This is a genomic window from Pseudanabaena sp. 'Roaring Creek' (assembly GCF_001402795.1).
Classification (GTDB): Bacteria; Cyanobacteriota; Cyanobacteriia; order Pseudanabaenales; family Pseudanabaenaceae; genus Pseudanabaena.
Map to the genome: position 1 here is coordinate 1 of NZ_LIRE01000304.1, position 11,968 is coordinate 11,968.

At 45.1% G+C, this 11,968-nt stretch carries 11 protein-coding genes; 10 read left to right on the forward strand and 1 reads right to left on the reverse strand.

Going from position 1 to position 11,968, the window contains the following annotated elements; genetic code table 11:
- The first annotated feature begins 139 nt into the window (after window positions 1-139).
- The 5 genes from AC805_RS10540 to AC805_RS10560 all read left to right on the forward strand — a co-directional run bounded on the left by AC805_RS10540 (window position 140) and on the right by AC805_RS10560 (window position 4,537).
- Window positions 140-832, forward strand: a complete 693-nt coding sequence (locus AC805_RS10540; RefSeq protein WP_055075400.1) for an energy-coupling factor ABC transporter permease — start codon at window positions 140-142, stop codon at window positions 830-832.
- A gap of 35 nt (window positions 833-867) precedes the next feature.
- Entirely contained in the window at window positions 868-1,188 is a 321-nt protein-coding gene (locus AC805_RS10545; protein ID WP_055075401.1) for a PDGLE domain-containing protein, read from the forward strand.
- A gap of 234 nt (window positions 1,189-1,422) precedes the next feature.
- A complete protein-coding gene (gene cbiQ / locus AC805_RS10550; RefSeq protein ID WP_055075402.1) occupies window positions 1,423-2,232 on the forward strand; it encodes a cobalt ECF transporter T component CbiQ in 810 nt (269 codons plus the stop codon).
- A gap of 326 nt (window positions 2,233-2,558) precedes the next feature.
- Complete coding sequence (locus tag AC805_RS10555) at window positions 2,559-3,293, forward strand: energy-coupling factor ABC transporter ATP-binding protein (RefSeq protein WP_055075403.1); 735 nt, start codon at window positions 2,559-2,561, stop codon at window positions 3,291-3,293.
- Between the two features lie 14 nt (window positions 3,294-3,307).
- Window positions 3,308-4,537, forward strand: a complete 1,230-nt coding sequence (locus tag AC805_RS10560; RefSeq protein ID WP_231662623.1) for a glycosyltransferase family 4 protein — start codon at window positions 3,308-3,310, stop codon at window positions 4,535-4,537.
- Between the two features lie 135 nt (window positions 4,538-4,672).
- On the opposite strand, the gene AC805_RS10565 is transcribed toward AC805_RS10560, so the two are convergent.
- Window positions 4,673-5,287 (reverse strand): Uma2 family endonuclease, encoded by a 615-nt coding sequence (locus tag AC805_RS10565; protein WP_156341380.1) that lies wholly within the window; start codon window positions 5,285-5,287, stop codon window positions 4,673-4,675.
- A 76-nt stretch (window positions 5,288-5,363) separates the two neighbouring features.
- Between AC805_RS10565 and AC805_RS10570 the strand changes: the two genes are divergently transcribed.
- From AC805_RS10570 to AC805_RS10590, 5 genes are all read left to right on the forward strand, one after another.
- Entirely contained in the window at window positions 5,364-6,611 is a 1,248-nt protein-coding gene (locus AC805_RS10570) for a lipid-A-disaccharide synthase-related protein (protein ID WP_055075404.1), read from the forward strand.
- A gap of 273 nt (window positions 6,612-6,884) precedes the next feature.
- Window positions 6,885-7,070, forward strand: a complete 186-nt coding sequence (locus AC805_RS10575) for a PCP reductase family protein (RefSeq protein WP_055075405.1) — start codon at window positions 6,885-6,887, stop codon at window positions 7,068-7,070.
- Window positions 7,067-8,050, forward strand: coding sequence for an N-acetylmuramic acid 6-phosphate etherase (gene murQ / locus AC805_RS10580; protein ID WP_055075406.1), 984 nt, complete (start codon window positions 7,067-7,069; stop codon window positions 8,048-8,050). The genes AC805_RS10575 and murQ overlap by 4 nt, the downstream gene beginning before the upstream one ends.
- Window positions 8,051-8,272: 222 nt before the next feature.
- Window positions 8,273-8,587, forward strand: coding sequence for a DUF3067 family protein (locus AC805_RS10585; RefSeq protein ID WP_055075409.1), 315 nt, complete (start codon window positions 8,273-8,275; stop codon window positions 8,585-8,587).
- A 301-nt stretch (window positions 8,588-8,888) separates the two neighbouring features.
- Complete coding sequence (locus AC805_RS10590) at window positions 8,889-11,669, forward strand: GAF domain-containing protein (RefSeq protein ID WP_009626768.1); 2,781 nt, start codon at window positions 8,889-8,891, stop codon at window positions 11,667-11,669.
- The last annotated feature ends 299 nt before the right edge of the window (window positions 11,670-11,968 follow it).

Genomic DNA, 11,968 nt, shown 5'->3' on the forward strand with positions numbered 1-11,968 from the left:
AATTACAGCAATTACCGATCGAACGAACCCCAAGAAGAATTTTGAAAGCGTTGCGAAGCAACGCTTTCAAAATTCTTCTTGGTTTGGGTTTCAGCGCAAAGCACTGTAATATAATATTCAAGAAACTTTTGAGGTGAAGATGTTTGCATTCCCAATACATTTAGCCATGCATATTCCCGATGGCTACCTTAGTTTCCCTGTCAGCTTAGCCACTGGCGCGATCGCGATCGCCTTAATTGCCATCTCCCTAAATCGAGTGCAATCGGAATACAAAGAACGGACAGTTCCGTTAATGGGAGTTTGTGCTGCTTTTATTTTTGCCACGCAAATGGTTAATTTCCCGATTGTGGGTGGAACCTCTGGGCATCTGCTAGGTGGCACTCTAGCAGGGATTCTACTAGGTCCTTGGGCGGGTTCGCTGGTGATGTCGGTCGTTTTTATCGTGCAATCCGTCATGTTTCAGGATGGTGGGTTGACCGCATTAGGCGCAAACATCACAAACATGGGCTTAATTGGAACTTTTGCTGGTTATTACCTCTATCGGGCGGTTCGGGCTTTAGTCGGTCACAATACTTGGCTAGGGATGAGTTTTGGCACGGCGATCGCTTCATGGACTAGTGTTGTGGTAGCGGCGACGGTTTGTGCATTGGAGTTGGCTCTATCAGATACCATCCCTTTAGCTTTAGCGCTATCGGCGATGCTATCGTGGCATTTCATGATTGGTATTGGCGAAGCATTCATTACTCTAGCGATAACCAGTTTTCTCTGGCGTACTCGTCCTGATTTAATCTACGACTCTCCAAATGCTGCCATCAGTAAAATTGATGATTGATTATAGAAGTCCAAAGCTCAAGCCAAGTAAAGAAAATGAATAAAAATCGTATTGTTGTATTTGCAGGATTAGCCTTAGCTTTAAGTATTGCCGCATTTCTATCTCCTTTTGCTAGCAAAGATCCCGATGGACTAGATCGCGTTTCCAAGGATTTAAAATTTGAAGAAAAAGCCGCTGCCGTCCCCCCAGCTAAGCAACTTCCATTTTCTCAAATTTTTTCAGATTATTCCTTTAAAGCTATTGCTGACGAAAAGGTATCCACCGCTCTAGCAGGTGTCACAGGCACGTTAGTAGTATTTGGTCTTGCATGGGGAATCGGTAAGCTAACGGTACGAAACTCCGCTCCTAAGGAATAAAAGGAATAAATCTAAAACTCAAAAGATGAGTGGCGGCGCGGAGTGCCGCCACTCATCTTTTGAGTTTTATTTCTAAGCAAAACTTTCATTGCTATAAGTACCCCAGCATAATTAAAATCCAGATCTAAAACCTGTGGCGCACGCTGCGCGTGCGCCACAGGTTTTAGGGTTTGATATTTAATTAAGCCCTCTTACTTAGCACCATCTCTAGCGCCTAAACCATGCTGTTCAACCATGCTGTTACATATCCCTCTCATCGAAGTAAGCGATCGCCCGTCACCATCATCTAGCGATCGCCTAAATATGTGGAATAGTCTAGCTGTTCGTACGCGCTTGCTTTGTATATTTCTCTTAGTCTTTGCGATCGCGCTCACGCCGATCGGTCGATGGTGGACTTGGGCGATCTATGGAATTGCGACTTTACCGATTCTCTATTGGAGTAAAGTTAATTTAGGCATACTCGTCAAACGCATGGCGATCGAGTCGGTATTTATCAGCGCGATCCTAATTGGAACTCTATTTCGGAGCGGCGGTGATATCCTTTGGCAATGGGGATGGTTGCAGATTACCGTGAAGGGTTTGGTGATATTAGGAAGCGTAAGTATCAAAGCATTTTTATCGTTGCTTCTGCTGAATATTCTCACCCTCAGCATTTCTATTCCCTCGTTGCTACAAGCTTTAGTAATCCTAAAAATGCCGCCGCTTTTAGTCAGTATCCTCTCTTCAATGTATCGCTATATCAGCGTTTTGAGTAATGAGTTTAAAGCAATGCGCCGCGCTGCTACGGCTCGTAATTTCTCAACCCGCAATCTTTACCATCGCCATCGTCCCGATCGCCCTTGGCAGCGTCAGGTATTAGGTAATATGCTCGGCGTATTATTTGTGCGTACCTACGATCGCGGCGATCGTATCTATCAATCAATGTTGGCAAGAGGCTACCAAGGGATACCCGTGATCATCACTTCAACCGATGGGGGCTGGCGCGATCGTTGGGCTTTGGTTTGCATGGGGTTGATCATCCTATTGGGGCAAGTAAGTAAATAAGTATAGTTACAGTCACTTGAATTAGGACATAAAACCCAAGAATTAATTGGCGGCGCGAAGCGCCGCCAATTAATTCTTGGGTTTTATGTCCTAGTACACTTGGCGACAGCTACAAATAAGCATCTGGGCATAATTAATTACAAACCAAACCCCGTAAAGTTGCGCTCCAACGGAGCGCAACTTTACGGGGTTTGATAATTTATTATTAAAATCCAGAGCTAAAAGCTGCGGTGCAGTCTCAGCGTGTGCCGCAGCTTTTAGGGCTTTATATTTAATTAAGCCCACTTACTTACAATTAAAAAAATTGTAAACATAATTGATTCATAATGCATCACAATCCTATTTCCATTGAAAACCTCAGTTATGTCTATCCTGATGGAATTCAGGCTTTGCAAGGGATCGATCTCCAAATTAAAGCAACGGAAAAAGTTGCGATCGTGGGAGCAAATGGTTCGGGCAAATCGACCTTACTGTTGCATCTCAATGGCATTCTGATGCCGCAGCAAGGAGTAATTGTGATCGGAGAAATGCCTGTCCTACCTTGTAACTTAGTGGCAATTCGGAACTTTGTTGGTGTCGTCTTCCAAAATCCCGACGATCAGCTATTTATGCCAACGGTATGGGAAGATGTCGCCTTTGGTCCGATGAATCAGGGTTTGCGGGGGAGAGATCTAGAAATTAGAGTTGCCGAAGCTTTAGTAGCGGTGGGGCTAGATCTCGCTAAATATCGAGAGCGGCCATCGCAAAACCTTTCAGGGGGCGAAAAAAAACGGGTGGCGATCGCTGGAGTTTTGGCAATGCAACCCCAAGTTTTAGTGTTTGATGAGCCATCGGCTCAACTCGATCCACGATCGCGCCGCCAGTTAATTCAACTCTTGCAAACCTTGCCTGAAACGCAATTAATCGCCACCCACGATCTGGATTTGGTATTAGATCTTTGCGATCGCACCGTCGTATTGAGTGAAGGCAAAATCGTTTATAACGGCGAAACTAGAGAAGTATTAAGTGATCGGGAGTTTCTGCTTGCCCATGCCCTCGAAATGCCTCTAAGCCTGAATTAATACCAATTTCCAAAATGGCGTTGCCATTTTGGAAATCTCAAAAGTTGATGGATGTAAGCCCCAATCCCGAACTAATTATCGCGAACGTCACTATAATTTTAATAATGCAAAAACATATTCTATTTATTTTGCCTTACCTAAACCAAGGAGGCACAGAAAAACAAGCCCTTAGCCTGATTGAAGGATTGCGCGATCGCTACAAAATATCCCTACTAGCCCCCGATGGGAAAGGTGCACCTCAATTTAGAGCCTTGCCAATTTTGCAACGAGAATATACAAAATGGGAGATTAATTTTTTTAAGGGCTTACCTGAATTGATTTCTGGAATTCAAGAAATTCAAAAAGAACAAGCGATCGATCTAATCCACATTCATGGAGCCCATGAATTAATGTTGGCAGTGCGCTGGATCGTCGGTAAAATTCCGATCGTCTTTACGGTACATGGTTACCACGGGAGTGGGACGAAATTTAGCTATCAGACATCATGCTGGTTTAGTAACTGGTGTGCCGATCGCGTGATTAGCGTTTGCGAAGCGGAGTATAACCTTCTCCTCGAATTAGGACTAGATAAAAATAAACTCCATTTAATTTATAACGGCGTTAAAGAACCCATTCTCGATATTGATAAATCCTTGGAACTCTGTCAAAAATTTCATCTCGATCCCTCCCATCAAATCATTCTCGGTACTGCGGCTCGGCTGGATGAGGCAAAAGGGTTAACTTACTTAATCCAAGCCTTTGCAATCCTGAATTCCAACCAATCATCTCGCGAACAGGGAGCGCAAGACAGGAATCAAGATTTGCGTTTAGTAATTGCTGGTAATGGTGATTTGGAGGCATCTTTAAAACAAGAAGCTCAGGATCTAGGAATTGGCGATCGCGTCATTTTTACTGGGTATCTCAACGATTTACCCAATCTGATGCAATTATTCGATATTTTCGTATTACCTTCCCTTCAAGAAGCTTGCAGTCTTGCCTGTGCGGAAGCAATGTCTCAGGGTAAACCAGTGGTAGGTACTTGTGTGGGCGGTATCGCTGAGCAGGTCAGCGATCGCGAAACTGGGTTTATTGTCAATCCTCGCGATCCTGAGCAATTAGCCGCAAAGTTAAGGGAATTAATTAGCGATCGCCACCTCCGCGATCGCTTTGCCAAAAAAGGTTATGAGCGTTATCGCCAACTCTTCTCTAACGAAATCATGCTCGAAAAAACCGCAAAATTGTACGATTTATATCTCTCCAAGTAAAACTAAAAATGGCTACATCATTTTTGGTTTTTCAAACCCTTACTGGGGTTTATATCAATTCACAAAAGTGCTGTCACACTTTCGTGAACCCCAAAGAGAAAGGCAGCGCATCGCGCCGCCTTTCTCTTTGGGCTCTTAAGCTATTTGAAAAATTGCATCAGTCATCAAATTTAATTCAGGAAAAACATCTGATTCAATCCGCTTTCCAGCGGTAAACAAAGACAACTGATACTCCCCTTCAATTAATTTGCAAACTGTCACTGTTGGCTGTTTGGGCTTGCCAATATACCGAACTGCACCCAAAGCCCGATAGTCAACAATCCAATATTCCGCAATTCCCATTGTTTCATATGCTGCTAGTTTGATTGCATAATCATCGCTCCAGTTCGTACTGACAACCTCAATGACCAAAGGTACAGTTTTACCATTTTGAATTACTGAAGCCTTTTGCCATAGAGGTTCATTTACCAATTCCCGTCGATCTAGTACCACCACATCAGGGATAAAACCTGTATCTGCCATCTCTGGCTTCAATAGACAACTTCTCGGAATCGAGAGTGGTAAATTACATCGACGAATCTCGAAATTTAAGTCGGCAACAAAAAAACCGCTAGTATCTTCATGTGTACCTGTGGGCATCATCTCTCTAACAACCCCTCTGTATAGCTCATAGCGTTTACCATTTTCTGGATACCACTCGATAAATTCTTCAAAGCTCATGCGATCGCAGTCAACAAGTGTTTGCATCATCGCCATACCTCTAACTTTTGAGTAAGATCTGATTGCCTTAATAGCCTTAATATATTTTACGAATATATTTTACGATATGCCCCAATCACCGCAAGAAAGAGTTCCAAAAAGAGTTTTATTTATTAGTAATGGTCATGGCGAAGATCTGAATGCTTGTGAAGTCTTGAAAGCTTTGCGAAGCAAATATTCCCATCTAGAGACGATCGCTTTGCCACTGGTGGGAGAGGGAAATGCTTATCGTCGTGCAGGGGTAGCGATCGCCACCCCAACCAAGGCTTTACCATCGGGTGGATTTGCCTATATGAGTTGGCAAAAGCAAATCGAGGACTTTCAATCGGGATTGATCGGGCTTACTTGGCAGCAAATTAAGGCAGCGCGTGCATGTAGTCAAACTTGCGATTTTGTTTTTGCTACTGGTGATGTGCTTCCTGCTATTTTTGCCTATTTGACAGGTTTACCCTATGCCATATTTTTAGTCTCATCATCGGGTTTTTACGAGAATCGCTATATTCCTAATTTGCTACAAGCTCTGATCATGCGATCGCCGCGATGCCGACAAATCTTGACTCGCGATGCCTACAGCGCGGAACTGATCCGACAAAGGGGTTATCCAAATACTTGTTTTGTGGGCTATCCGATTATGGATGTGTTGGAACCTACGGGCAAAGATTTACATTTAATTGCCGCGCCGACGATCGCCTTGTTGGCGGGCAGTCGCTTGCCTGAGGCAGCGGAAAATCTGGCATTACAATTGCGATTGTGCGAGGCGATTGTCCGAGAATTTGCCCCTAATCCTGTCCAGTTTCGGGCGGCTCTTGTCCCTAGTCTCATGCCGCAACTACCTGAAATTGCTTCTTTAGTGGGCTGGCAATATAGCGATGGCAAACTGTATCAGCCCGATCTAGATATCGTCGTTGTTTGTTTTAGCGATGCTTTTGCCGATATTTTGCAGCAATGCGATCTGGCGATCGGTATGGCAGGAACCGCTGTCGAGCAAGCGGTCGGGTTGGGTAAACCTGTTGTCCAGATTATAGGTAAGGGTCCTCAATTTTCCTATCGCTTTGCCGAGGCTCAGGAACGTTTATTGGGCTTGTCAGTACAAACCATTGGCAAGGAAGCAGCTACCCCCCAAATCTTGCACGAAGCGGCCCAATGCGTGAAACGCACCATTGGCGATCGCGAATATTTAGAGCGTTGCCAACGCAATGGATTAGAAAGAGTTGGCGCAAAGGGTGGTTCTGAAAATCTAGCCCAAGTAATCGCGAGTCAATTAGAGGATTGTAAATCTAAGAATTGTAAACCTACGCAAAGCAAATTTTGCTGATGAGAAAGGTGATGGCATACTAGCGATCGCTAACTAATCTAAATAATAAGTAGCTAAGTAAACTTAAAACCTAGAAGAGCATACCGCTCGTGCAGCGGGCGGTATGCTCTCTGGTTTTGATTTTTAATTATGCCGAACTACTTATACCAATTTCCAAAAGTGTGGCTACACTTTTGGAAATTGAAAACCAAACCCAGTGAGGGTTTTCAAATCACAAAATGGCTACGCCATTTTGTGATTTGGTATTAACCAATAACTAAGCAGAAGAAAACCATGCCAAATTCTGATTATGACGAAGGGTTAACTTGGACTGTCGAAGCAAAAGTCAAGTATAAAAATATTCCCTACTTTGTGCGCTCTCAGGCTCGCCAGCGCATCGAACAACTCGCCCAAGCATCGGGTAGTGATACGATTACCGCAGAAATTGTCGAAAAAGCAAGAGTTGAGTTCGGTCAGTGAGTAGCGCCAAAAACACCCTAAATAACGATTCAAATAACGATTCAAATAACGATCCAAATAACTATCTCGGCGATCGCGGTTATTTATTAACAGAGCAAGCTAACCCCCATAGTCAAAATTTGGATCGGCTCACGGCAATTGAAATTGTCGAACTGTTTAACCAAGAAGATGCTAAGGCAGTTGCCGCTGTCGGACAAGAAAAAGAAGCGATCGCCCAAGCAATGGAAGCGATCGCGGCGGCGATCGCCAATGGTGGCAGGTTGTTTTATGTTGGTGCTGGAACGAGCGGCAGGCTCGGCGTTCTGGATGCGGCTGAATGTCCGCCCACTTTTTGTAGCGATCCCGAACTGATTCAAGGGATCTTGGCGGGTGGCATGAATGCCATGGTACGGAGCTCGGAGGCTCTTGAAGATCGCGAAGGTGATGGGGCTGAGGCGATCGCCCAGAGACAAATTTGCGATCGCGATGTGGTCATGGGTATTACCGCAGGTGGAACTACGCCCTATGTCCACGGAGCGCTGAAGGAAGCCGCCAAAAGAGGGGCAAAAACGATCTTTTTTTGTTGCGTCCCCCCCGAACAATTTCCGAGGCAATACGATATTGAGATCCGTCCCCTAGTCGGTGCAGAAATCTTGGCAGGTTCGACTCGACTCAAGGCAGGGACGGCAACAAAGTTGGTATTAAATACCATTTCCACAGGTGTCATGGTGTTGCTTGGTAAGGTTTATGGCAATCGCATGATCGATGTTGCCGTTACCAATAGCAAACTAGAAGATCGAGCTATTCGGATCATCCGCGATCTCACCAGTCTTAGTCGTGAGGAGGCGGCAATACTATTAGAGCAATCGGGTAAACGGGTTAAATTGGCTCTAATCATGCATTGGCAAAATCTCGATGTTGCCTCCGCCGAACAGTTGCTCCAAGACTCCCAAGGTCATTTAGGCAAAGCCGTTAATCTTTTTTCCGCAAATAATTCATAAATAACATAAACCCCAAGAATTGAGTGGCGGCGCGAAGCGTCGCCACTCAATTCTTGGGGTTTATGTCTTAATACACTTTCGTGAATTAAAACCCAAACCCAGTCAGGGTTTTCCAAGCTCAAAATGGTATAGCCATTTTGAGCTTTGGTATGATTCACTTGATATCGCTGATTCTTGGGCAGGGAAGGGAGTAAGATGTATTCAGCAAAAAAAGTAGAGACTATGACAGGCGCAGAACTTCGTCAGGCGATCGCCAATAAATGGGGCTTTTCCTATGACGTACAATTACGCAAAACTCAAGGCAAAATCTTTTTGCAAGTAATGTGGCGCTATCAAGAACAACAGTCATTTTCTATGGATGAAACTGAATTTATGCAACATCTCGACGCGATCGCCTCCTATTTAAGTGATTGGGATGTCGTTGAGCAGGTACAAAAATTTATCGCCACCACCAAAGAGCGTCCCCGTCTCGGTAAAGCTGTAAGTATTCCGCTCCAAATAGGAGAGCGATCGATCGAGTGGTTAATAGAAAGATAAGCAATTTATCTAATACGATACTTATTTTGCAATCGGATAAGAATGGTATAAAAGTATGATGTATTGCTGACTTTCCCTACCAAAGATTGTACGCTTATGATGAAATAGTATTTTCAGTAGTATTTTCAGTGGGATTTACAACGAATATTCTTTAAAATATCTTTAGCAATACATATTTCACAAAATAGCTTGAGAAAGTATCCTTAAAGATCTTTAGAGTATTGGTTGAAATTATCGATGAAAAATTTTCCGACGGTACGCCGCTAATCATACCTAAGTCAAAAAACGTCAGGGCAAAAATATGAGTCAAGCAGGAGCTAACCCATGGGATCGCCAATTTGTTAATCTCGGGCGAATCATGCAGTTCTTGCGTGATGAAGACAGTATTGACAATCTACTAAGTGCCACCCTCGATTATCTCCGCGATAATTTCGAGTATAAACTGCTGTGGATCGGTCTATACGATGCAGAAAACCATCGATTGACTGGTAAAGGTGGGATTACTCCTGCGGGTGAAATTAAATTTTTAAAGGAGCGGTTTGCGCTTAACGCAGGCGATCTGCTCGATCAGGTGATTTTACAGCGCAAGCCCCTACCCATAGCCGATCTACGACAGGAAAAACGCAGCGGTGAATGGCAGAAATTAGCCCAAAAATTTGACATTCAAGGAACATTGATTTGGCCGATCTACCATCGCGATCGCAGCTTTGGCGTGGTGATTCTGGGATCTAATCTATGGAATGTTACGCCGCGCAATGAGGAGAGGGCTAGGCTCTCAGTCGTGTTGGGTTCCCTTGGTTCGACCCTCAGTCGCCTTGATTATGAGTGGCATCACCACAATGTTAAGCGTCCTGATGAGCCGTTATTACAAATTCTGTCTAAAATTCGGAATGTGCCCGCCCTTACCGAACGACTAGAGGAGATTGTGCAAGCTACCCATAGCTATGTTATGCCCGATCACACCAATATTTATTGGTTTGAACGCGAGCATCAATATTTTTGGCGGCGGATTGCCAATCGACAAGCAGGACCTAAAAGCAAGCAAGCCGTTGATAATACGGCAGGTGTAACTGTACAGAATGCCCCTGGCTTATACCAGACCTTATCGAAGGATCAGATCGTGGTGGTAGTTGATGCCAAAACTATGACCAGAGGTGAAATCAGCAATCGCGTCATGGAGCAATTTGGGGCGACCTCGATCATTATTGCACCGATATTTTTTCAATCCGAACTATTAGGATTTTTGTCCGTCGAAGGTGATGAATCTCGTCTTTGGTCGGAAGATGAGAAAAATTTTGTGCGGGGAGCCGCTCAATTGGCGGCGATTACCGCTCCCTTAGAAGAAATGGAAGTCACGCTCGAACGGATTGCTTCCGATCAAATCTTGACCGCAGGGATCGCTAGAGCTATATATTCAGACAATGATTGGCAGAGCGCTCTCGATCAAGCTGCGGATCAGTTATGTCAACGCTTGAGTTTAGAGCGATTTTGGGTTGCAACCTACGATAAAGATAACGATACCTATCGGATTGATTTCCAATACCATCCCAAAAACCGCCGCCCGCTCCCAACACTTTTTCCAGGCTTGGCTCCCGTTGATGTGCAGATGCTGGAGCAATCTAGCGATGCGGCAACGGTCGAAAACCTCGATAGCGATTTTAAATTTCTGTCATGGCGCACGGCTCTACTCGATCTTGATGTGCGATCGATGATTGTCAGCAGTACATCTATGGGGAAGTCCTTGGAAGGAATTCTGGCGGTAGCTCACGAAGCACCCCGCACTTGGTCGCGTCCAGAGCGGGAGATGGTACAGGCGGTTGCGCAACAAATTGGCTTAATCGTTCACCAAAATGAGTTACAGCGTCTATCCGATGAAAGACTCAAGTCGCATCAAGCCGTCCAGTTTGGCTTAGTTGCGCTTCAGCAGTCAGGAGCGCTTGATAAGCTGCACCATACGGCAACCCAATTAATGGCTCAAGTGACCCAATCGCCCCTAGCGGTATTGGTGGTATGGCTGCCTGGTCGCCAAGGCGGACAGATTGCTTCTGTATTTGCCAGTCGCGATGAATATCAACTTACTATTAGCGAAACGATCATTGCGATCGAAGAAGATCCCCTCGCGCAATGGGCAATTCAGAGTGAGGGAATTCTGCCGCTCAGCATCCATGATTTACCCGAACAGACTAGGGCTTGGCTCAATCCCCCTGCTCTCGGTCATTTGATGGTAACGGCTTTACGCACCACGCCCGAACATCAGCCCACAGGAATGATTTTGGTTGCCGATCGCGTTGGTCGGCGTTGGGTCGATCGCCAACTGCAAGCTTTTAATATGTTGGCAAATCAACTGTCTTGGTCGCGCCGCCATCTCTTGCTAGTCGATCATCTCAAGCACAATCGTCAAGAACTAGAGCGTCTCAATTGGTATAAGCACCGCCGTCTTGAAGATATTTATCGTACGGTTAGTTCTGGCGTACAGCGGCTCTTAGATAGCGATGCTAGGGCAAATGGTACAGGAGGCATTAATAACATTACCCTCCAAAGCTCTCTCAAACATTTGCAGGGATCGCTATTGCCATTACCTCAGATTATCCGCAAAGAGCAGTGGCGTTTGCGTCCTAACTATGAGACTGCTCCCTTGGCAGGTATGCTCAAACGGGCATTAGAGAGGGTTGACTCGCTAGTAAAACAACGGCAAATCTGGTCGCAGGTACATAATCAGGCTAATGTCGTCGTCGGTGGTGATATTGCCAAAATGGAAATGATCTTAAATGAGTTGCTCCTATTTGCCTGTGGGCGATCGGATGTTGGCGGCCGCATCGATCTCTGGTGTCGCCAGATTGACGAAAAGCTCCTCGAACTCTCAATTACTGATTATGGGGTCGTCGATGCTTCCCTACTGCAAGAGTTGCATCAAGGTAGAGCGATCGATCCCCTCTCGCCTTCCTTACTCGATCAGCCTCCTGGATTGCATCTTGCCATTTGCCAGAGTCTCATGTTGGAGGCGGGTGGAGAGCTATCCCTCTATCAGTTAGAGGACAATCGCATCCTCAGTCGTCTAATTTTGCCGCTCTCTAGCTCATAATCACTCAAAAACAGAGCAAGAAATTTTGGCTCAATAGGTGTTTCGGGGAGGCAAAGAAAGTAGGGAGTCTAGCAAAGCACTCAGCAAAGCTTTACCCCTCCTCTTGGCATTATGGACAAACTCAAATCTGGGATAAAATCAATCGCTATGGCTTCTCCCTCTAAATCACTACATCAAATTCTGGTCACACCCTTATAGTTGTTTTAAATAACTTGTAGACGGGCTTCGACTTCGCTCAGCCCTCGGTGTAAGCTAGCTGAGCGAAGTCGAAGCTGTAGTTTTTATTTGAATTATCTATA

Bases quoted from the DNA above. Each gene is read 5' to 3' on its own strand.
- AC805_RS10555 (WP_055075403.1), top strand. From the start codon at position 2,559: ATGCATCACAATCCTATTTCCATTGAAAACCTCAGTTATGTCTATCCT.
- AC805_RS10545 (WP_055075401.1), top strand. From the start codon at position 868: ATGAATAAAAATCGTATTGTTGTATTTGCAGGATTAGCCTTAGCTTTA.
- AC805_RS10540 (WP_055075400.1), top strand. From the start codon at position 140: ATGTTTGCATTCCCAATACATTTAGCCATGCATATTCCCGATGGCTAC.
- AC805_RS10560 (WP_231662623.1), top strand. From the start codon at position 3,308: ATGGCGTTGCCATTTTGGAAATCTCAAAAGTTGATGGATGTAAGCCCC.
- AC805_RS10585 (WP_055075409.1), top strand. From the start codon at position 8,273: ATGACAGGCGCAGAACTTCGTCAGGCGATCGCCAATAAATGGGGCTTT.
- AC805_RS10565 (WP_156341380.1), bottom strand. From the start codon at position 5,287: ATGATGCAAACACTTGTTGACTGCGATCGCATGAGCTTTGAAGAATTT.
- AC805_RS10575 (WP_055075405.1), top strand. From the start codon at position 6,885: ATGCCAAATTCTGATTATGACGAAGGGTTAACTTGGACTGTCGAAGCA.
- cbiQ (WP_055075402.1), top strand. From the start codon at position 1,423: ATGCTGTTACATATCCCTCTCATCGAAGTAAGCGATCGCCCGTCACCA.
- AC805_RS10590 (WP_009626768.1), top strand. From the start codon at position 8,889: ATGAGTCAAGCAGGAGCTAACCCATGGGATCGCCAATTTGTTAATCTC.
- AC805_RS10570 (WP_055075404.1), top strand. From the start codon at position 5,364: ATGCCCCAATCACCGCAAGAAAGAGTTCCAAAAAGAGTTTTATTTATT.